This window comes from Bradyrhizobium sp. USDA 336 (assembly GCF_044908355.1).
GTDB lineage: Bacteria > Pseudomonadota > Alphaproteobacteria > Rhizobiales > Xanthobacteraceae > Bradyrhizobium > Bradyrhizobium yuanmingense.
The window spans coordinates 8,133,133-8,154,295 of record NZ_JBIYDC010000002.1 but is presented as its reverse complement, the minus strand read 5'-3'; the positions used below and the strand labels follow the sequence as shown (position 1 = coordinate 8,154,295).

21 protein-coding genes and 1 pseudogene are annotated in these 21,163 nt (G+C 61.3%); 1 reads left to right on the top strand and 21 read right to left on the bottom strand.

Annotation, left to right across the window (positions count from 1 at the left end; translation table 11 throughout):
- Positions 1-22: 22 nt before the first annotated feature.
- The 8 genes and pseudogenes from ABIA45_RS38790 to ABIA45_RS38755 all read right to left on the bottom strand — a co-directional run.
- On the bottom strand, positions 23-1,348 hold the full coding sequence (locus ABIA45_RS38790; protein ID WP_404655553.1) for an ABC transporter substrate-binding protein: 1,326 nt from the start codon (positions 1,346-1,348) through the stop codon (positions 23-25).
- An 81-nt stretch (positions 1,349-1,429) separates the two neighbouring features.
- Positions 1,430-3,259, bottom strand: coding sequence for an FAD-dependent oxidoreductase (locus ABIA45_RS38785; RefSeq protein ID WP_404655551.1), 1,830 nt, complete (start codon positions 3,257-3,259; stop codon positions 1,430-1,432).
- Positions 3,256-4,158, bottom strand: a complete 903-nt coding sequence (locus ABIA45_RS38780) for an intradiol ring-cleavage dioxygenase (protein ID WP_404655549.1) — start codon at positions 4,156-4,158, stop codon at positions 3,256-3,258. The genes ABIA45_RS38785 and ABIA45_RS38780 overlap by 4 nt, the downstream gene beginning before the upstream one ends.
- 24 nt (positions 4,159-4,182) lie before the next feature.
- Positions 4,183-5,307, bottom strand: coding sequence for a maleylacetate reductase (locus tag ABIA45_RS38775; protein WP_271543865.1), 1,125 nt, complete (start codon positions 5,305-5,307; stop codon positions 4,183-4,185).
- Between the two features lie 170 nt (positions 5,308-5,477).
- The gene (locus ABIA45_RS38770) at positions 5,478-6,365 is read right to left on the bottom strand and encodes a helix-turn-helix domain-containing protein (protein WP_404655546.1); all 888 of its coding nucleotides are present in this window, start codon (positions 6,363-6,365) and stop codon (positions 5,478-5,480) included.
- Positions 6,366-6,520: 155 nt separating this feature from the next.
- Entirely contained in the window at positions 6,521-7,723 is a 1,203-nt protein-coding gene (locus tag ABIA45_RS38765) for an ABC transporter substrate-binding protein (RefSeq protein WP_271543861.1), read from the bottom strand.
- Positions 7,724-7,868: 145 nt separating this feature from the next.
- A complete protein-coding gene (locus tag ABIA45_RS38760; protein ID WP_404655865.1) occupies positions 7,869-8,249 on the bottom strand; it encodes a hypothetical protein in 381 nt (126 codons plus the stop codon).
- A 58-nt stretch (positions 8,250-8,307) separates the two neighbouring features.
- Positions 8,308-8,703: pseudogene (locus ABIA45_RS38755) on the bottom strand (SDR family NAD(P)-dependent oxidoreductase); the annotation flags it as partial.
- Between ABIA45_RS38755 and ABIA45_RS38750 the strand changes: the two are divergent.
- Entirely contained in the window at positions 8,647-8,874 is a 228-nt protein-coding gene (locus ABIA45_RS38750; RefSeq protein ID WP_404655863.1) for a hypothetical protein, read from the top strand. The pseudogene ABIA45_RS38755 and the gene ABIA45_RS38750 overlap by 57 nt on opposite strands.
- 84 nt (positions 8,875-8,958) lie before the next feature.
- Here the strand turns inward: ABIA45_RS38750 and ABIA45_RS38745 are convergent, their stop codons facing one another.
- The 13 genes from ABIA45_RS38745 to ABIA45_RS38685 all read right to left on the bottom strand — a co-directional run bounded on the left by ABIA45_RS38745 (position 8,959) and on the right by ABIA45_RS38685 (position 21,135).
- Positions 8,959-9,258, bottom strand: a complete 300-nt coding sequence (locus ABIA45_RS38745) for a DUF1330 domain-containing protein (RefSeq protein ID WP_271543858.1) — start codon at positions 9,256-9,258, stop codon at positions 8,959-8,961.
- Positions 9,259-9,359: 101 nt separating this feature from the next.
- Entirely contained in the window at positions 9,360-10,436 is a 1,077-nt protein-coding gene (locus ABIA45_RS38740) for an alpha/beta hydrolase (RefSeq protein ID WP_404655545.1), read from the bottom strand.
- An 18-nt stretch (positions 10,437-10,454) separates the two neighbouring features.
- A complete protein-coding gene (locus tag ABIA45_RS38735) occupies positions 10,455-11,705 on the bottom strand; it encodes an acyl-CoA dehydrogenase family protein (protein ID WP_404655544.1) in 1,251 nt (416 codons plus the stop codon).
- A gap of 55 nt (positions 11,706-11,760) precedes the next feature.
- On the bottom strand, positions 11,761-13,008 hold the full coding sequence (locus ABIA45_RS38730; protein ID WP_275502663.1) for an MFS transporter: 1,248 nt from the start codon (positions 13,006-13,008) through the stop codon (positions 11,761-11,763).
- A 45-nt stretch (positions 13,009-13,053) separates the two neighbouring features.
- A complete protein-coding gene (locus ABIA45_RS38725; RefSeq protein ID WP_271543848.1) occupies positions 13,054-13,683 on the bottom strand; it encodes an NADPH-dependent FMN reductase in 630 nt (209 codons plus the stop codon).
- 299 nt (positions 13,684-13,982) lie between these two features.
- Positions 13,983-14,918 (bottom strand): AraC family transcriptional regulator, encoded by a 936-nt coding sequence (locus ABIA45_RS38720; RefSeq protein ID WP_271543846.1) that lies wholly within the window; start codon positions 14,916-14,918, stop codon positions 13,983-13,985.
- Positions 14,919-14,934: 16 nt separating this feature from the next.
- Positions 14,935-15,795 carry a helix-turn-helix domain-containing protein gene (locus ABIA45_RS38715; RefSeq protein WP_271543844.1) on the bottom strand — a complete coding sequence of 287 codons (861 nt, stop codon included), beginning with the start codon at positions 15,793-15,795 and terminating at the stop codon, positions 14,935-14,937.
- 247 nt (positions 15,796-16,042) lie between these two features.
- Positions 16,043-17,227, bottom strand: coding sequence for an NAD(P)/FAD-dependent oxidoreductase (locus ABIA45_RS38710; protein ID WP_271543842.1), 1,185 nt, complete (start codon positions 17,225-17,227; stop codon positions 16,043-16,045).
- A 137-nt stretch (positions 17,228-17,364) separates the two neighbouring features.
- Positions 17,365-17,499 carry a hypothetical protein gene (locus ABIA45_RS38705; RefSeq protein ID WP_404655543.1) on the bottom strand — a complete coding sequence of 45 codons (135 nt, stop codon included), beginning with the start codon at positions 17,497-17,499 and terminating at the stop codon, positions 17,365-17,367.
- Positions 17,500-17,520: 21 nt separating this feature from the next.
- A complete protein-coding gene (locus ABIA45_RS38700; protein WP_404655542.1) occupies positions 17,521-18,963 on the bottom strand; it encodes an aldehyde dehydrogenase in 1,443 nt (480 codons plus the stop codon).
- Positions 18,964-18,996: 33 nt separating this feature from the next.
- The gene (locus ABIA45_RS38695) at positions 18,997-19,785 is read right to left on the bottom strand and encodes an SDR family NAD(P)-dependent oxidoreductase (protein WP_404655541.1); all 789 of its coding nucleotides are present in this window, start codon (positions 19,783-19,785) and stop codon (positions 18,997-18,999) included.
- 31 nt (positions 19,786-19,816) lie between these two features.
- The gene (locus ABIA45_RS38690; protein ID WP_271543836.1) at positions 19,817-20,617 is read right to left on the bottom strand and encodes an SDR family NAD(P)-dependent oxidoreductase; all 801 of its coding nucleotides are present in this window, start codon (positions 20,615-20,617) and stop codon (positions 19,817-19,819) included.
- A complete protein-coding gene (locus tag ABIA45_RS38685; RefSeq protein ID WP_271543834.1) occupies positions 20,614-21,135 on the bottom strand; it encodes a VOC family protein in 522 nt (173 codons plus the stop codon). Before ABIA45_RS38685 ends, ABIA45_RS38690 begins: the two co-directional genes overlap by 4 nt.
- Between the last annotated feature and the right edge of the window lie 28 nt (positions 21,136-21,163).

The window sequence follows — 21,163 nt, the reverse complement described above, 5'->3', positions numbered from 1 at the left end:
TCTTCTGCCTTCGATGCTTGGGCTAACTCAGCGCCTGCATATCGCCGCCGAGCGGAATTTGAGGCGCCAGCTTGTTGTCCGTGATCACCATGTTGTACTTGTCGCCGCTGAGCCGCCACTGGCCGCCGACCAGCGGCGTCTTGGCGATGTTCTTCGCGGCAAAGGGCGGCACCGCGCTGGAGCCGAATGCGACCTGGCCCACAATCGTATCGAGCTTGGTGGCCCCGATCGCCTTCGCCAGCGCCGCGCCGTCGCTCGGGTCGCTAGAGCGCTTGATGGCGTCGATCGCGACCTCGAACAGCGAATGCACGAAGCCGATCGGCTGGGTCCATTGCTTGCCAGAGGCCTGCTCATATCCCTTGGCGAGATCGACCGCGCTGACGCCGCTGAGGCTCGACTTGTAAGGATGGGTCGGCGTCCACCACACCTCGGTCGAGATGTTGTTGCCGCCCTTGCCGAGCGCCTGCACCGATGCGGGGAACAGCAGCGCCTTGGCGACCGATACGACTTTCGGCTTCAGCCCCTTCTGCCGCGCCTGGTTCCAGAACGTAGTGAAGTCGGGCGGGATGATCACGCCGGTGACGATCTCGGCATCGGCACCACGAAATGCCGCGATCTGCGAGCTGAAATCGTCAGTCAGGTTCTGGAAGCGGCCGGGATCGGTGAGCTTGAAACCCTGTTTGGCCAGCACGGGCGGGAAGCCGATGGTGGTGTCGCCCCAGGCGTTGCCGTCGGCGTCGTTGGGGAACAGCGCGCCCACCGACTTGTTGGTCGCGACCTGGCTCCACATGCTGGTGAAGACGCCGATCACGTCCTCCAGCCCCCAGAAATAGTGGAAGGTATATTCGAACGGCTTCCAGCTCTTGGGATCGCCCGGATTGGCCTGCCGGCCGATGAAGTTGGTCTGCCACGGCGCCACGCTCGAGATGCACGGCACCTGCTCGAGCTCGCACTGCGTCGCCACAGGGTTGTTGGTCTCGGGCGTGGCGCCGACCACGATCAGCCTGACATTGTCGCGGGTGATCAGCTCCTTGGCGACCTCGGCGGCGCGGTTCGGATTCGACTGACTGTCTTTCGTCACCACCTCGATCGAGTAGGTCTGTGATCCGACCTTGACGCCATCCTTGATGAACTTCCTGAACTCACCGAGCACGAAATCGTCAGCTTCGGCAAAGGCCGCCAGCGGACCGCTCTTTGGCGAGACATAGCCGATCTTGATCGGCTTGCTTGCCGCCCGCACCGGCGGCGCGAACAAGGTCGTCGCGCCCGCGGCGGCGAAACCACCGGCGATGCCCTGCAGCACACGGCGGCGATCGAAAGACTTTATGTTCAGTAGGTCCTTGGTCATTTTCCCCTCCCTTGAGGCAAGCCGGTCTTCAAGCCGGCTGCCTTTCATTCCGTTTTGAAGAATTTATCCGCGCAGCTCGCATCACGCGGCGGCGACGGACTTCGCCTGCTCCTTCGCACCACGGCCGAGGATCTGGCCAAACACGTCGAGCAGCACGTCGGGGGCATTCACTGCCGCCTCTCTGGCGCGCCAGGCGACATACATGTCGGGCCGTACCAGCACGCAGCCGTCCTCGTCGACTTCGCTCTGGCGATACCAGTCAGCATAGATGTCGAGCGCATCGCAGCCTTGCGGGCCGATGGTGACGACATCCACCGGCAGGCCGTAGGTCTTCTCGACTGCGGCAGCCGCCGCCTTCCAGCCATCGCCCCCGATCCCGGTGAGCAGCGTGAAACGGCCCTTGCCGACAAGATCGAGCGTCGATTTGCGCTGGCCATGATGCTCGACGCAGACATGCGGCAGATGCGCGCCGGGCCAGGTCGTTGCCTGATAATACAGTTCGTGATCCCTGGTGAAGGCCGGCATCGGCGTGCCGTCGGACACCACGGCGGTCGAGCCGTAGCGCTGGTTCAGCTCTACGCCGTGGCAGTTGAACTCGTAGCTCTTGTTGGCGATGGCCTCATAGAGCTTCTTGCGGCGCGCCTTGCCCTCGGCGGTCGGCGCCTTGCGCGCGGCGATCGCCTTGCGTGCTTCCGCCGGATCGGTCGAAGCGACGAGGCCCACTGCCTCAAAGATCGGCGGGAAATCGCCGATGCTCTTGTTGGCGCGGGTCACGATCTGCTTGCCGACCGGCTGGCGCTCGGCCGAATAGGTCTCGAGCAGCGACGGTGCCGCGTGGCCCTCGAGCACCAGCTTGAGCTTCCAGCACAAATTATAGGAGTCCTGGATCGAGGTATTGGAGCCGAGGCCGTTGGTCGGCGGATGGCGGTGCACGGCATCGCCGACGCAGAACACACGGCCGGACGCGTAGTGGCCGGCATACATCTCGTTCACGGTCCAGGTTGAGGTCGAGCGAACCTTGACCTCCAGCGTCTCGTCGCCGACGAGATTGCGCACGATCGAGATCGCCTCGTCATTGCTGAGCTTGCGCTCGCCCTGCTCGATGTCGTAGCCCCAGATGATCAGCCATTCGTTCCAGGGCCGCACCATGCGGATCAGGCCGGCGCCGATGCCGCCGATCTGCGCGCCCGGCTGCAGCACCCAATAGAGTACACTCGGCCTGTGCGCGACGTATTTGCTCAAGTCCGCCTGCACGATGATGTTCATGCTGCCGGCGCGGCCCATCTGGCCCTCCATCGGCAGCCCGATCACCTCGGCAACCCGGCTGCGGCCACCATCGGCGCCGATCAGATACTTCGCGCGGATCTGGTAGGTCTCGCCGGATAGCCGATCCTTCACCGTTGCCGTGACGCCGTCGGCGTCCTGCACCAGATCGACGAACTCGGTGTTGAAGCAGAGCGAAGTGCCGCGCTGGCCGGCGGCCTCGATCAGGATCGGCTCGAGCAAATTCTGCGGCAGGTCGCAGATCCGGGTCGGGCTGGCGAGATCGTAATCCGCCTTGCGCGAGGGATGATTGCCCCAGGAATAGAGCCGGCCGAACTCCTCGCCGGCGAGGCTTTCGCAGAACACGTTGTTGGCCATCAGATGCTGCGGCACCGCCTGCGCCACCGCCTTGTCCTCGAGGCCGAGATCGCGCAGCACCTCCATCGCACGCTGGTTGGTGATGTGGGCGCGCGGCGTGTCAGCCAGCCAGCCATATTTCGTCACCAAGATGTGCTTGACGCCGTACATGCCGAGCAGCGCCGCCGCCGTCGCGCCAGCCGGGCCGCTGCCGACGACAAGCACGTCGGTCTCGATCGGTTTGCTGGTCATCATCCTCTCCTTGGTCGTGTTGTTGGTTGCGATCGTCATTCCGCCGCCATCATCGGCCGGGGCACCAGCCCCGCGCCGGGCTTCATCTGGAAATCGTAGGTCATCAGGTGCCACGGGCCGGAGACCCGCTCGCCGTTCGGGAGCGCTGCTTCGTTGCGCGACTCGACGCGCGCGATGAGCTCGTCCTTGACGCCGAACACCACGTCGCTGCGCAGATATTGGTCGCCATCGAGGAAGACGTGGGTGATCAGCGGCTCGTAGCCTTCGGCCTTGACCAGGAAGTGAACATGCGCGGGGCGCATCGGATGACGCTGCGTGGCGGTGATGAGATCGCCGACCGGGCCGTCGGTCGGGATCGGATAGCTGCACGGCAAGATCGTGCGGAACGAAAAGCGGCCGTCGGCATCGGTGACGAAGCGCGCGCGCAGCGACGGACCGTGGGTCGCGTAATCGGCCTTCTGCGAATCGTAGAAGCCGTCGTCGTCGGCATGCCAGACGTCGATCTCGGCACCGGCGAGCGGCTTGCCGGCGAGGTCGGTGACGCGGCTCTGCACGAACATTACTTCACCGACGATGCCCTCGGAGATATTGGCGCCGTGCGGCGTAACGCGGTGCTCGCCGACATAGAACGGGCCGAGCACCGTGGTCTCGGTCGCGCCCTCGCGCTCGCGGTGATTGACGGCGTCGACTAGCATCGAGACGCCGAGCACGTCGGAGAGCAGGATGAACTCCTGGCGCAGCGGCGTGCAGGTCTGGCCGGTTCGGGTCAGGAACTCGATCGCCTGATTCCATTCCTCGAAGGTGAGTTCGGTGCGGCGCACCAGATCATGCAGCGATTTCACCGTCTCCTCGATGAGGAACTTCAGCCGCTTGTTCGGCGTGTTGGCGAAGCTGCGAACCACTTCGTCAGTGAGATTGTGCTCGTTGAAATTGGCCATCGTATTGTCCTTGATCCCTGAGGTTCAGTCCTGCGCGGGCGCATCGCCGCGCCAAGCTGCCGCGATCAATTGCTCGATCAGGGCGCGATCAATCGGTCTGGGGTTGGCATACGGGTTGCGCACTGCCGTCTCCGCGGCGCGTGCGATGCCGTCCTCGGGCATTCCGATGTCGGCGAGCGCGCGCGGCAGCGCGAGCTGCCGGGCAAGGTCAAACAGGCCCTGCGGAGCATTGGCGCTGTGCAGCGCCCGCGCGACGCGAGTCATGGCCTGAGGCGCCGCGGCGGCGTTGTAGGCAGCGGCGTGCGGCAGCACGATCGCGTGAGTTTCGGCATGCGGCAGGTTGAACACGCCGCCCAGCACGTGGCAGAGCTTGTGGTGCAGCGACATGCCGACCGCGCCGAGGCAAACGCCGCACAGCCAGGCGCCATAGAGAGCATCGCGACGGGCGCCGGGATCGGCGGGCGCCACCATGATGCGCGGTAGCGCGCGGGCAAGCGCGGCGATACCATCCTCCGCCATCAGCGAGGTCAGCGGATTGGCGTCTGGCGCATAAAGCGCCTCGACGGCGTGGGCGATCGCGTTCAGGCCGCTGGCGGCGGAGATGCGCGGCGGCAGGCTGACGGTGAGATCGACGTCGTAGATGACGGTATCAGGCACCAGATCCTGGGATTGCTGCGTGGTCTTGATGCCGTTGCTGGTCTCGCCAAGAATCGGCGTCATCTCGGAGCCGGCATAGGTGGTCGGCATCGCGATATGCGGCAACCCCGTGCGCAGCGAGAGCGCCTTGCCGAGTCCGACCGTCGAGCCGCCACCGATCGCGACCAGCCCGTCGATGTCGCGGGACTCCACAATGCGAAGCGCTTCGTTGGTGACTTCGACCGGCGTATGCATGCGTGCGCCGGCAAACAGTCCGGCGAGCCTATCACCGAGGCCCACGCCGAGCCGTCGCCCGACCTCGTGCTGCTCGCTTGTGGTCAGCACCAGCGCCCGTTTGACGCCGAGGCGCTTTGCCTCCTCGCCGAGTCGCGCCGAGGTGCCAGTACCGAACAGGACGCGATATTGCTGCGAGCAATAGGCAAACGCGCCCTTGCCGGCATCACCGGCCGTCGCAACGGACGCGCCTCCGGCATCGGCCAGCGCGATGCTCATGGCAATCCTCCCAAGCCGGCGAACCGGCGTTCTCATGTCGTTGGGAAGGAAGTTAGGGGCGGGCTGGCGCGGCGGGCCTGCACGAAACCGAAGAAAATCTGCACAAAACCGGAAAAATAATGCAGGGCCGGATCGGGCCTTCGACCGCCCGGGGCCGAGATCAGCGGGACCTAGTGGCTGTGTCGGTATCGTCCGGGTGTTATGCCGGTGAAGCGGCGGAACATCCGCGTGAAATGCTCTTGATGGGAGAAGCCGCAAGCCAGCGCGATCTCTGCCAGACTTAAGGTCTCGTCGGCAAGCAGCGCCCGGGCGCGCTCTATGCGCAAATTGAGCACGTATTGATAAGGCGAGACGCCGCTGGTCGCCTTGAAAAGCCGCACGAAATACTCGGTGCTGCGGCCGCACAGCTCCGCCAGCTGGTCGAGGCGGATATCGCCATCGATATTGGCATCGACGAATTCGCGAATGCGTGCCATCTGCCTGCCACTGAGCAGGTTCGGGTGCTTGCCGGCTTCCGTGCTCGGTTTGTGGAAGTTGATCGCCACGAAACGGTTAGCGATCGCTTGCGCGATCGGATCGACGAAGAGCGACGAGGCCGGCAGACCACCGGTGATGGTATCACCGATCGCCGAGGCAAGATGCTCCAGCACCGCGTCCTGATCGCCGAGCATCGGCGCGAGGGCGCCGATCACGGTAGGCGACCCGTCAGGGCCGGCGAAAAGGTCGGAGCGCAGATAGATGTGGGTAGATTCCAGCGGTTCGCGCAGGAGCACGTTGCATGCATGGCCCGCCGGCAGGAAGAAAACGCCACCGCGCGGGATGTGCCGAGCAACCGACTTGCCCTCCATCACATACGTGATGTCGACCGGGCCACCCCGATGTAACACCATCAGATTGTCGGATAGTGCGTGGAAGTGCCCCTCGAACGGCCGTTCGCGCTGAACCGAGGCAAATGCGGATGACCAGCCGAGCCCTTCGCTCGAGCCGCGGAATTCGGCCTGGAAGCGGTTCAGGATCCCGTGCGTCTCCTGCACCCCAAAATTCGACGTCGCCTGCATCCGACAGACCAAGGGTTCGAGGCTTCGGTGCCGCGGAGTAAAACCCAATGGCCCTCGATTTTCAATACAATCGCTCCCGTCGTTTGCTGCAGCGCAATGGCAACACCCGCGGACCAACCTGCCTCGACATCATTGCATGCGGTTCGATATCGGCGCTACTTGGTCGAGAGCACCTCGCCGAACCGCTCCCACTGCTTGCCGGTGAAGCGCATGAACTGCAGCTGCTCGACCGGCAGATGGTCACTCTCGCCGGTGTTGACCTTGATGCCGGGCAGCAGCATCGGCAACTCCAAATCTTTGATCGACAGCGCCTGCCGCAGGATGTTCTCGCGACTGAGGTCGTTGCCCGCCGCCTTGAGCACGTGCTCCAGCGCCATGCCATTGTTGTAACTGTTGACGTAGTTGGCATCGCGGATGTCGCCGTCAGGCACGTATTTGGCCATGAAGTCGCGCCACCCCTTTACGCCGGGATCGTCCGCCCATGCCGGATCGAGCGGATCCTTGACATAGGCGCTCGAGATGATGCCGGTGCCGGCGTCGAGCCCGGCCGGCTCCATCACCGAGGACATCCATACCGACACATTGGTCAGGAACATCATCGGACGCCAGTTGATCTCGTAAGTCTTGCGGATCGCCTGCGCAGCGAATTTCGGCGCCGCGGCGATCACGAGCGCATCCGCACCGGTCGATTTGAGCTTCACGATCTGGGAATCGATCGTCGGCTCAGTCGTCTCGTAGGCCGCCGCCGTGACTGCCGTCTCGTAGCGACTGCCGAGGACGTCCTTGAGCCCGGCGAGGTAGTCGCGTCCGAAATCGTCGTTCTGCGCCAGCACCGCGAAGGTCGCGTCGGGTTTCTTCTGCAGGGCATAGCGCGCATACAGGCGGGCCTCGTTCCGGAACGGCGCCATCACGCCCATCAGCGTGAGGGGAAACTGCGCGGGGTCGCCGAACTTCGAGGCGCCCGAGGCGACGAACAGCTGGGGCACCTTCTTGCCCTGCAGATATTTGGCGATCGCCGTGTTATGCGCGGTCCCCATCGTCGAGAAGATGAACGAGACGTCGTCGCTCTCGATCAGCCGGCGCGTCTGCTCCACGGTCTTGGGGGGCACGTAGCTGTCGTCGAGCGAGAGCAGGTTGACCTTGCGGCCGTTGATGCCGCCGCGGTCGTTGACCATCTTGAAATATGCGACCTCGCCCTTGCCGAGGATGCCGAAGGCGGAGACTGGCCCGCTATAGGGCATGGTCTGTCCGATGCGGATCTCGGTGGCGGTGATACCGGGCTGGTCTTCGGCTACGGCCGGCGCCGCGAGAACGGACCAGACCACGCACAGCCCTGCAGCTGCGATAACACTTCGCATCGACACCTCCCTGATAGGCCGCGCTGAGAGCGGCTGTTTGTCCGGAGGATTGCTTCCCTCCGATTCTTGCGACGTCTTTCGAATGACTCGGGCGAGCAGGCGTCCAATGGAGATCGGCGCCCTCCTCGATCGCCAGACCGAAGTTCTAACCGATGCTTGCAGCCAAGCGCTTGGCCTCCGTCGTCGCTTGCCGGCGCATCGCTTCGAACTGTTGCCGTTTCGGATCGATATCTCGATCGATGGGGAACGACTGAAGTATCTCTCCGAACGCTTCTGCGACTTCGTCTTTGAATTCGCCGTGCGGAAGAATGTATGGCTCGTTCCCGACGATTCCTTCGACCACCCGTTCGCCTACGGCGAGAGGGTCCATCCCGGCTTCCAATGGCGAACCGCCGACCGCGAACGGGCCACCCGCCGGTTGAGCAGAACCGGACGTGTTGAGGTGAAGCGTCGTGTCGACGAGATTGCTGCGAACCAGACCGGGACAAAGGAGCGAAACGCCAATGTTGTGCGGTCCGAGCGCCATACGCCAACGACTCCGTCAGGCCGCGCACCGCGAATTTGGATGTCGAGTAGATGCCGCCGGGATTTGGAAGAGCGAGAAAGCCGGCCATCGAGGAGGTGTTGACGATGTGACCACCTTCTCCATGCGCCCGAATCCGGGGAACGAACGTCGCGACGCCGTTGACGACGCCCCCGACGTTGATGTTCATCACAAAATCCCAATCCGCGAAGCTCGCGTCTTCCATAGCCACCATGCTCGATACGCCTGCATTGTTGCAGAGTATGTGGACCTTGCCGAATACCTTCTCGGTCTCCGTCGCGGCCCGTGCCATTGAGTCGCGGTCGGTAACGTCTAGACGGATCAGATGGTAGTTCTTGTTTGAGCGATCGAGGGCGGAAGCCGCCGCATCCAGATGCGATTGACGGACGTCCGCGATAACGACCTTTACCCCATGTTGCAAGAACGCGCGGGCCATTCCGAACCCGATCCCACTCGCGCCTCCCGTGATGAACGCGACCTTATCTTCGATATCTTTCATTTGATGGTGCTCCTGATCCTTGCGCACGCCCCTCGACGTCATCGCGCCTTCTCCAGCATGAGCGAGAAGGTGGAGTGCAAGCCCCGCCGCTACGGCGACGGATACTGACCGGCATACTGTGGAACGAATTAGCGTCTCCACCTCCGGCTAGGCTCTTAATCGTAAGTTGCCAGTCCCCGCCGCGGATCGCTGTTAGTCCTCGTGGCCCTCGATCATGACGAAATCGGAGGTGCTGGCTTCGTCGCGAATCTTGGCCGCCGCCTGATACTCGGGTGAGTCGTGGCAGGCCTTGGCTATTGCGTAGCTTTCGAACTCGATGACGACGTGGCGACGCCCTTGAAGTGCGTCGCCGTGCACTTCGCATGCACCGTTTCGGACAAGGAACCGCGCCCCGTACTTCTTCAATGGTGCGGCGTTGGCCGCGATGTAGTCCTTGTAGCGCTCCGGGCTCGTGACGTTGATGTGACCGACCCAATATCCCTTCTTCGCCATCTCGCACTCCTCTTGCGCTAACGGTCTGCTGACAAACCGGACCATCTCACTCGCACCTTCCAGCCGCTGCTTCACCACAAGTGCGGCGCGAAGAATCGAATTTATGTTGGTCGTGACCTCACATATTCCGAGATCCACCTTTCCAGGAAAGCAGCGATGTCATCGCTGTTCCTTTCTTGCATCATCAGGTGGCCGTTGCCGCGCAGGCCATGGTCTTCGAGCCGCAGATGGACGGCTCGCACCCCTGCCTGAACGAGATAGTCGACGGTGCCGTGGTCGTGCATGGACCAGGCCGACGCCTCGGATGTCACGACAGCAATGGGAATCGACGCCAGGTTGGGAAGACGCCTCGCCGGCTGTTTCTGAACGAAGCAGTCCGCCAGCCCCGGCTTCTGAGCCTTGCGGATTTCGCGCCGCAGTTCAGTTGGGCCTTTCACGGGCGGATCGAACGTCATCGGGATCGCAGTGAGTCCGTAAGAGAGGTTACCGAGCCCCATCGGCAATTGGGCGAAAGGCGGCCCCATTGGCTCGACCGCCACAATGCCTTTCACCAGGTTCGGTCGACTATCGGCCACGAGCCAGCCGAACGGCGCGCCCATGGAATGGGTGAGCAGGATCGCCGGACCGATACGATCCAGCAATTCGGCTCCGGCTCGCTGCATCAGCTGTTGCGTCTGTGCCAAGAAGACAAGGAACGGACCTTGGGTCGCGATGAATTGGTCCAGAACTGGATCGCCGATGACGCCCGAACCAGGCCACTGATTGTGCTTTTGCGCGTTCGGCCAGCTGTTCGCCTGCTTGCCGGGCGCGGTAAACAAGGTCATGGCAAATTCGTAGGTCAGCGGAGGTGTCATCGGACCCAGGGCCTCCGGATGCAGCGGCGAGCGACCGTGCCCTGGGCGGTCGACGACATAGACCGCGTAACCCTGTTTCAGAAAGTAAGTGGCCCATCCCGGCCGTCCATCGGCAGTACCGAGAAAATCCGTTCCCTGCCCCCCACCTCCGTGGACCATCACGATAGGATATGGATGCCGGATGTGCTCCGGGATCTGATACTGTACGAACATCTGGCCCGCAGCGATGGTGCCATTCGGTGTCTGCTGGCGGACCAAACCGGTCCAAAAGAATCCCTGATCTGACAGCACCAACGGAGCAGGTTTTGCTTTAGTTTGGGTCACGTCCCCCTCCGACTTTCTTCAGAGATCCAGAAAACCGGTCGGCAGCCCGAGATTGCTGCGACCAATGTACTTCGCGAAGGTCATGTATTGGGAGGACATGTGTCCTCGATACATCTGAGCGTCGCCAAAGTATCGAAGCATCCTCGAGCCCTTCCGCGCCGCGGTCGACCCGGCGGTCTGGAACAAGAGTTCGATGGCTTCACAGGCAAGACGTGCGCCGGTCTGCAGCATTCCCCAGAGTCGCAAGTTTTCTTCCGCGGAGGCTTGCAAACCCGTCTTCGCCCACCGCTGACAGTAGTCCATGTGCTTACGCAAGCCCTGGAGCAGCACGCCTTCGGCTGCATCGGTCAACGCTATGGCGCGGCCATAGTTGACCTGGAAATCAGTCTCGAAGGCGCGCTTGATGAAAGGTGGAACAAATGTGTTTTGCGAGAACAGGATATCGCGATATTCATCGATCGCCGCGCGCGCGGCACCGATGATAGGCGATGTCAGAGACGCGTGATAGGGACCCATGAGAACGCCAAGATACATGGGGTTGCCATGCAATCGCGTTCCGGGTGTGCCGTCGGAGAGATCCTGCTTCACACCCAGCGCGTCGAAAAACGCGGTCATGTGCTCGGGCACGAAGACATTGTCCAGCTTGACGCTGTTCGAGCCGGAGCCGCGCATGCCCAAGGTGCGGTCTCCACCCCAATCGCCCAGAATTGTGTATTGCCCCTGCGGCACAACAAAGTTCACAATGCGTGGTGGGAACGACGTTTGAAGCAACGTTGCGCCCAGGAAATGCGTGCTGTGCGGTATTCCCGACGAATATGGCCAAACACCATTGATGATATAGCCGCCCTCGACCGGCAGGCATGTGCCCCCGGGGGCAGCCCGGTGCGGTGACGCGAAATGTCCGGATGAACCGAAGATTTCGATCTGCGCGGCTTCCGACCAGTGCGCGGCTATGACCGGCGCATGAGAAGCGGCCAATGTCAAGCACCACCCTGCAGACGGATGACCGCGCGATATCTCCACCATGACGCGAAAAAATGTTTCGTAATCGAACTCGTAGCCACCAAACATTTTGGGCTGCAAGATCCGATAGAATCCAGCATCGATGAACTTCTGCTGGATTTCGTCCGAATAATGTCCCCGCTCATCGGTCTCGTCTTGCGATTCCCGCAGCAGCGTCCTCATCGAAGCCGCACGATCGATCAGTTCCTGCGGAGTGAGGCGAGGTTCCGGTACCGGCAGGCTCTTGCGCATGGCCTGAACGTTCATTTCTATCTCCTGACGTTTCCGTTGAGCGCGATTGCGGCTAACCGTCGATAAGAATTTATGCCGGCGAACTCACAATCATTCTTTTGTGGCGCTCGAGCACCCGCGGAGCAGTTTCGTCCAGCATCAGGCAGAGCAAGCCTGCACAGATGCAAAGCGTAGCGGCGATCCACATCGCGCTGGACGGACCGAACACGTCGGAAGCGATCCCGGCGAGGGCCGGGCCAGCGAAGCCTCCCGCGAGCTCGCCAACCCCCATGATGAAGCCAAGCGCGGTAGCAACATGGGTCGGCGGGATTGTTTCGGACGGCACGGTGGCCATAAACAACGAGAAGCCGCCAATGGCGAGATAGCCGACACCCATGAACAACACCATCAACGGCAAAGGTCCGTCGAACATGACGGTGGTCACCGGGGCAATCACGCCAACGAAGCCTGACAAGATGAGGATCGGACGGCGGCCAAATCGATCCGACAGCGCCGGTACGATGATCGAAGACGCGGCCGTTGCGATACCGGTCGCGGCCAGGGCAACGCTCATCGCGCTGGGCGACAGACCGCGGACCTGCACCAGGTAGATCGGGAGGAACGTTATCTGGATCAGGAGCCAAGCCACCATTAGGCAGCTCACGATCGCGCAAACCCAGATGTTGCGATGTTTCAGCATCGTCGAAAGCGGGATCGTGTTGCGCGCAGAAGCAGTCGATATCGGAGCGCCCCCCGACGAAGGTTCACGGATAAACGCGACAATCAGGGCGGCTACCACGAAGCCAGGCACCGCTGCAATGTAGAAAGCGCTTCTCCAGCCGTAGATCTGCGCAATTGCGACGAGCAGCAGAGGAGCGGCAAAATTACTCAGGAGCGCGCTGAAGAAATTCTGCAGAACGCCCATGTTGAAGCCGCGACGGTGCTCCGACGATTCCGCCGCCATGATCGATTGCGCGATCGGAAGTACAGGCCCTTCCGCAAATCCCATGACGAGGCGCGCGGCAAGCAGCGTCAGAAACGAATTGGCGAGACCGGATCCTACCGAGCACATCGAGAAGATCACTATCGCGCAGACCAGGAGCGTCTTACGATTCTGAAAATAGTCCGAAAGAGTGCCGACCGCATAGCCGGCGATTGCCCAGGTCAGAGCCAGGCCAGCCGAGAGGGCACCCAGCTGGGTGTTGTTCAGTTGGAGCTCAGGCATCAGAAACGGAGATAGAAAATTCAGCGCAAGACGGTCGAAGAATACGAAGCCAAACGCTGACCCCATCAAGACGACAACGAGATTTTCATAACTAAGGATGCGATTCCTGCTCATGACCCCTCCCTATTGTTTCCCGTTATGGTCGTTTGCGGCCGCGTTCTAGGCGCATTGCGCCGGCGCGGCTTCTGATATTTCTTGAGGCGCCAGCCCATTGCGCCGGCTCTCGTATAGCCGCCGCATCTTCGCGAACTCGACGACCTGCTCGGCCACGAATGCAAGCTGTTGCGCTATGATCGGATCACTGCACGCACCATCTGCAGAAAATGGCCTCTGCGCGGTGTTGATCACCGCTGAAAATGGAGTCGGCCAACCCCGTAGCGCGTGAACGATGGTCCGCAGAGTTCCGAGCGTCGCTCCCATGGCTTGGGCTCCGCCCGCGCATACGATGGCGCCGACAGCGCGTCCGGCAAGATAGCTGCGCGCGTCCGCGCGGAGATCCTCGGTATAGTCTATTGCGTTCTTGACCAGGCCGGAGATCGAGCCATGATAGCTTGGGGTGGCTATGATGATGCCGTCTGCGGTGCGCAGCGCTTCGACCAACGACGTCGCACGCTCCGTACGTTCAATGCTGTCGTAGTGCGGGAGATTCAACGATTGCCCGGCGAAAATCTGCGTTCTCGCACCGAGCCGCGCGGCTTCCGTCAAAGCCAGGCGCAGCGCCCTCTCCGAGGTTGATCCGTCGCGCAACGTTCCGCCAATCCCGACGACGAGCGGAGACCAGCCCTTCATCGCAGCGGCCCACTTTCCTGCGCAGCAAGATCACCCGAGGTCCAGGGCTCCCCAAGCGAATGCTGGCCAATTCGGATATGCGAGCACCCTCGCCCGGCATCGAACAATGCCATGCGCGTCTCTCCCTATCGTCGGCGCCTTGATTGCGTCTGGCGCCTCTACGTGAGGTGAAAGTAGGACATGCCGGGTGGCTAAGCCTGCACAAACCGGACCGATTTGCAGGAAACTGACACAAACTGTCCGCTTCGTTTACAGGAAACGAACGAGCGTTCAGATCGAAAAGGCAGATCTTGGAGTTCTTAATTCATTGCCCGTCGATAAGCGCCTGGCGACAAACCCGTCATACGACGGAACGTGTTTGTGAAATGCTGCTGGTGCGCAAACCCGCACTGCCTCGCAATTTCCGCAAGGCCAATGTTTGGATCCGTCAGGAGCAGTTTCGCATGATGAATTCGCACCCCCACAACGTAGCGGTGAGGAGACACGCCCAGCGAAGACTTGAACACCCTTATGAAATACTCGGGACTTACGCCGCAGATCGCAGCCAAATCGTCCAGCTTGATGCAATCCGCGAGATTAGCTTCGACAAAATCACGAATCGAGCGGACGCTACGTGTACTCAGCTGGCGTTCCACAGCACACGGTGCTTTTCGCTCCCGTGCATTGAGGACGAAAAGGCGATTGGCTATTGCATGCGCAATCGAATCGGCCAGAAGGGAACACGAGGTATCGCCCTCACGCACCATTTCTTCCACCACGGCCAGGAGATTGCCGGTTAGGGGCTCCGGCTCACCCAACAAGGGCAAGAGGCCAAAATCGGAGTTCTGCGCTTTATCTTCAGAGCCAGAAAACAGTTCAGGACGCAGGTACACATGGATCGAATTCAACGGCGTATTTAGCGTCACCTCACAGTCGCGGCGCGGCGGTAGGAAAAAGATCCCCTTCTCCTGCAAGTGCCTGGATACGACACGCCCATCGATCCGATAGGTAACATCGACTGGTCCACCAGCTGCAGTCACCAGCAGGGCGTTGGCATTGGCTTCGAAGCGGCCCCTGAACGGCTCTTCCCGCTGAACCGATGCGAACATCGTCGACCAGCCGAGCCCCGCACTCGACAGTTGGCCTTTCACGGCGAAGTGTCGCAGTACGGAATGGAAATCGCCTCCGTCGAAAGGCCGCGCGGTATGCTTATTTTGCGCTGCGGCTGGCGATGGTGGATCGGAGCGTTTCTGCATTGGCCCTAGCTGCTTGTCAGTTGACACTGCGACGGTACCGACCGGGCGTTTGACCCGTCAGCCTGCGGAAGGCACGCGTCAAGTGTTCCTGATGGGAGAAGCCACAGCGGAGTGCTATCTCAGCGAGGCCTTCCTGGTCTTGCTCGATCAATCGCTTGGCCCGTTCGACCCGTGCCGCGATCACATATTGGTATGGTGATTTGCCGGTTGTTGCCGCAAAAGCTCGACCGAACGACTTTGTGCCGATGCCGCACGCGCTGGCCATCGCAGCAAGGGTGATTTCACCCTCGAGATTGGCTTCTATGAAATCCTTAACGCGCCGAAGTTCGTAGTCCGGCAGCCCAACCGTCTGAACCCGCCACGGTTCGCTGCTCCTGCTGATCGCGGAGACCCTATTCGCAAGCGCCCGTGCTATCGGATCGATGAAGAGATCTGAATTCGAGACCTTTTCGCAAACCGCCTGCTCAACCGCCTGCGCCAGATGCTGTATAACCACGTCCCGTTCCACCAGCAACGGTGTAACATTGTTGACAGAAACCAGGTTTGCGCGGAGATAAATGTGGAGAGTGTCCAGCGCCCCATGCAATCCCACCTCGCACGCATGACCTGCTGGCAAAAAAAAGATGCTTCCTTTTGGAATGCGACGTGAAGTGACGTGCCCGCCGGATGCAAAGGTCGTCTGCACGGGGCCGCTACGGTGCAAAACAATGAGGTCGTCAGCGATCGCTTCGAACCGCCCCTCGAAGGGATTCTCCCTTTGGATCGACGCGTAGATCGAAGACCACCCATGCCCCTCACTTGTTGCACGGATGTCGGCCCCAAACCGTTGCAGAACACCGTGAGTATCGGAGCCTCTGAACTCGCGCTTGGCTTCCATCTCCTGCTCCGCGTGTAGTCTGACGGGGCCCGCTGCAGCGCAATATGCGCCTCGTGGTGATGAAGAATAATTCGTTATAACAATAATGCTCTGAGCACGCTATGTCTTCGTTTGGCCACCCAAGAGGAAGCTGCCGTCGATCTGCTCGCCAACGAGCCGGAACGAGCCGCCTGCCTCGAAGCCGAACCCGTTGAAGAGGCGCGTTATCTACACTTCAGGCGTCGAACAGAGGCTTGGCCTTCAGACGCTACTGAGGTCTCGCCTCGCTGCGCATTTGCACCGTCAGCATAAGCCGGTCGAGCAGCACCTCCTTGTCCGTCAGACGGCGCAAGCGGATGAGATTGGCCTCGTGCTGCTCCGGATCTGTCGTGTCGAAGATGATCCGCTTGTTGTCGACCGCCGCGGGTGAGACGACCTCGAGGAAGATGCGGCGGCGCTCCTCGGCGTAGCAATCGAGGATAGCGTCGTCGACATCGCCGCGAACGACAGCAGCCAGCGCCTCGTAGAGCGCAAATGCGTCGAACAATCCCGATGTGAGCCCGTAGGCGCCGCTGGGATTCGTTGCATGCGCTGCGTCGCCGGCCAGCAACACTCTGCCAACACGGAACCGCTCGGCTGCCCGCTGATGCATGCGATAAGGCGCAAATGCAACGACCTCAATGTCGCGCGCTCCCGGAAGGATGACATCGAAGTACGCGGTCATACGCTCGGCGATGCTCTCCTCGGGTAGATCGAGCGGCTCGCTGTAGGTGCAGCGCCACAGATCGTCTCTATCGAGCTTTACGATGATTGCACCATGGGTCGGGTGAATCAGAAAGGTGGTGCGCGCGTAGCCGTGCTTCGAAAAATCGTGCCGGACGTTGGCCGCGATGAACCGCTTCGGCCATGTGATACCCTCGAACTCCAGATGCAAGGCCCTTCGAACGTTGCTCGTCGCGCCGTCGGCGCCGATAACCCATCCGGCACGGAGTTCGGAAGGGCCCTCAGGGCCGTCAACCGAGAGAGTGACCCCGCTGCCATCTTGCATCAGATCGCGCATTGTCACACCCCAGCGAACCTCGGCATGCGGAAACTGCTGGAGTCGGCGCAACGCAATTCCGGCAAGTAGATTCTGGCCGAGATGGAGATTGAAAGGGAACGGTGTCCGTCCGTCGAGAACGTCCAGGCTGTAGTTGATTTTCTCGCCGGTCGCGAAATCCAAGTAGGTATAGTCCTGCTTGGCGAACCCGACGTCTAGCGCCTCTTCAAGCAAGCCAAGTCGGTCGAGGCCCTCAAGTACAGACCAATGATAAACTATCGCGCGCGGCGAAGCGATGATTTCCGATGCACGCTCGATGACGACAACCGGGATGCCCGCCTGGGCGAGCCCAAGAGCGCTTAGCAAACCAACCGGGCCGGCGCCCACGATGGCGACTCTTGCTTCAACGGACATAATCCCTCTTCTATTTCCTACAGGCGTGACTGCCTTCTTGTTGCGATTGAGGCCTAGCCACATCATGCTTCGCTCAAGCCCCAGGGGCTGCCTTCGGCGCACCCTCGCGGAATGGCTGCAGAAGTCGATAGGTGAGACTATGCAGCGGCGTTGCTAAGCCATGCTTGTGCCCCAACCGGTCGATCTCGCCGCTCTGAGGAGCGATCTACAGTTGATGTTTTGTGCAGGCGGTCCAGCACCTGGATATTGTCGAGAGCTTTGCCGATGAACATGCTGGACCTCCTGGTCTTTCCTTAGAACGGGTAGTGCTGCGGACCTTCGATCGTTATCCAACGAAGCTCGGTGAATTCGTTGATGACGGCCTTTCCGCCGAAGCGGCCGTACCCGCTGGCCTTTGTGCCGCCGAATGGCATCTGAGCCTCATCGGCGACGGTCGGCCCATTGATGTGGCAGATACCGCTCTGGATACGTTTCGCAATCGTCAGGGCACGGGAGACATCGCGGCCAAAAATCGCAGCGGACAGACCGTATTCAGTGTCGTTGGCGATGCGCACGGCCTCATCGACACCGGCAACACGAATGATCGATTTCACGGGTCCGAACGATTCCTCGTTGTAGATTTTCATTTCCGACGTCACGTGGTCGAGCAAGGTGGCTTCGACGACCGTTCCGTTGCGCTTGCCGCCCGCGACGATCTTCGCTCCCTTTCCGGTGGCATCCTTGATGAGCGCATCCATGCGCTCGGCGGGCGCCAGATCGACCAATGATCCCAGGACGACATGCTCACGCGGATCGCCAGCCGGCAATGTCGAGGCTTTGGCCGCGAGTCTGGCGACGAACGCGTCGGCGATCTTCTGATCCACAATAATGCGCTCCGTGGACATGCAGATCTGCCCCTGATTCATGAAAGCGCCGAAGGCCGCAGCATCGACCGCTTGGTCCAGATCGGCGTCATCCAGAACGACCAAAGGCGCCTTGCCGCCAAGTTCCAGCAGGACAGGCTTGAGATGCTCCGCCGCGAGCTTGGCGATGACGCGACCGACTTTGGTTGAGCCTGTGAAATTGACCCGGCGTATGGCAGGACTGGAAATCAACGCCTCAACGATCTTGGGCGCATCCGAAGGTGCATTCGACAGGACGTTGACGACTCCTTTGGGGAAGCCAGCATCATTCAGAACTTGGCCGATAAGACGATGCGTTCCGGGACAGGTTTCTGACGAACGCAAGATGACCGTGTTGCCGCAGGCGAGCGCCGCCGCGATTGCCCGCGTGCCGAGGATGACCGGGGCGTTCCACGGCGCCATGCCGAGGACGACGCCGGCCGGCTGGCGTACCGCCATCGACCAGATACCGGGCTTATCGGATGGGATGACTTCGCCGGTGATTTGGGTGGTGAGAGCTGCAGCTTCGCGCAAGATGCCGGCGGCGAGATGGACATTGAAGCCAGCCCAAGGCGCCGTTGCCCCGGTCTCCTCGAGCATCAGCTTGATAAAGTCGTTGGTACGGCTCTCCATAAGGTCAGCCGCCTTCAGAAGGAGGCCGCGACGCAGCGAGGGCCCTGTCTCTGACCAGGTCTCGAACGCTTTGGCCGCAGCAGCGACGACCTTCTCGACGTCTGCGAGCGTCGCAGCCGGCGCGCGTGTCGCGACCTTACCGGTCATGGGATCCTTGCGCTCGAAAGTGCCCCCTCCCTCGGCCGCAACCGCACCACCGTCAACGATAAATCCGATATCCATCGATACTCTCCTGATTTTCCAAGTATGCGGCCCTCAGGCCTGCGTTCCGCCGTCGATCGGAATGATCGCACCGGTCATGTATGTGGAAGCCGGCGATGCCAACAGCAGCGCGAGCCCCTTGATCTCATCCAGTTCGGCAAGCCGCCCTAAGGGTACGGTATCTGCGAACGCCGCGGCACCTTCGGGCGTATGCATCCGGCCATTGGCGATATTCGTCCGAAAAGGACCTGGCGCGATGGCATTGACACGCACATTGTGAGGACCGAGCTCGAGAGCCGCGACGCGCACCACCTGTGCAATGCCGGCCTTTGCCGCGTGGTAGCCGTAACTCGGTAGCGCCGACGCCCGCAGCGCCGCGACGGAACACGTCACGACGATCGATCCGTGCCGCCGTGGCTTCATATGCTTTGCCGCCACGCGAATTGTCCGAAAAGCGCCATCAAGATTGACCCGAAGGCAGGCGTCCCAAAGCTCCATGGACGCCGACTTGAGCTCGCCTTCGGGCTTGCCGTATCCGGGGCCACCGCTCACGCCTGCGTTCGCAAACACACAATCGAGCCGGCCATATCTTTCGACGTAAGCATCCACGACAGCTTCGACGCTGCCCGCCTCGGCTATGTCGACGCAGAAAGTGTCAACGGCTCCACCGGCTTCGTCGATGGCAGCCGCCGCCTGCATCAATTTGCCCTCGTCGATGTCAAGCATTGCGACCCGCCCTCCATTGGCTGCGATCACTTGCGCAATCGCGAGTCCAAGGCCAGACGCAGCGCCTGTAACGACGGCGATATGTCCGGACAGGTCAAACAGTTCAGCGGCTTTCATCGTGTCTCTCGTGGCCTAACGTTCGATCAGTTCAGTCAGCGCGACCAAGCAAGGCACCGCCATCGATGACGATATGGGTCCCGGTGATGTAGCTAGACGCTGGTGAAGCCAGGAAAAGCGCCAGCCCCTGTATCTCCTCGGGTCGACCGACGCGGTGAAGAGGACTGCCAGCTTCGAAGCGCTTCTTGAGGTCGGGCGTCGTGAGCTGGGTCAGAAACGGACCCGGCAAGATTGCGTTGACCAGAATGTTGTAGCGGGCGAGCTCAAGTGCGGCCTGCTTGGCGAGGTGCGACACACCCGCCTTCGATATCTGGTAGGGCATACCGACGATAGCGCCTGGCCTGATGCTCGCAATCGACGAGGTCAGGATGATGCGTCCGCCGTTCTGTCGCTTCATATGCGGAACAGCGGCTCGAATGGTCGAAAAGATCGAGGTCAAATTCGTATCGATGACCTTGTCCCACAGCCTGTCCGGGACGGCCTCGATCGCACCCTCCGGATCCCGTTCGCCGGCCATCGACAGAAACCCCGGTCCGGCGTCGATGCCCGCATTGGCGAACACGACATCGAGACGGCCGTTTCGTTCGACCGCTTTGTTGACAGCGGCCCTGACTGCATCGCGATCCGTAACATCGACGGCAACGCTTGCCACATCGCCGCGCGCCTTGAGCTCGGACACGGCCTGATCAAGGCTCGCCTCGTCTTTGTCCAGCAAGACGACGCGTGCATCATTGTCGAGCATTGCCTCGGCGAAGGCCCGACCCAGGCCTTTGGCACCGCCGGTAATGACGACAGAAAGGCCGGTGACGTCGAACAGATCCTGGGTTCTCACGTCGAGGCCCCTTGTTTGAGTGACCAGCGCCGGATGGGATCCTTGCCGTCCCAGCTCTGCGCCGCTGCGAAGTAGCTGTGATAGATGCCTTCAAGCGTCTCCGTCGTCTCGATCACCTCAAGCATGCCCGGCAAGTCGCGGCGGGTATCGACATAGACGATCCGCACACCGCGCGGCGAGAGATCGGAGAACACGACTGGATAGCCGGCAGCCTCGTAGCGGGCGACGTCCGCATCGAAGTCCTTGGAACAGACGGCCCAGTGATGGAAACCGTGACCTTCGACCTTGATCGTCTCTTGATAGACCGACGGCTTGGTGTCGTGCTGCTCAATAAGCTCGATCATCATGTGGCCGGTAAAGGCGACGGCGAGAGTCAGGCTCATGTCGGTCGGCTGGCCTCGATACATTCCCTTCGCAGGCACGAAAGGACCGCTCACAAACCAAGGCCCGATATTCAGCGTCTTCACATAATGCATCATCGCCTGATCGATGTTTTCGACCGTATAGGCTGCCTGCACTAATCCCCCGACCGGCTGACCGAATGAG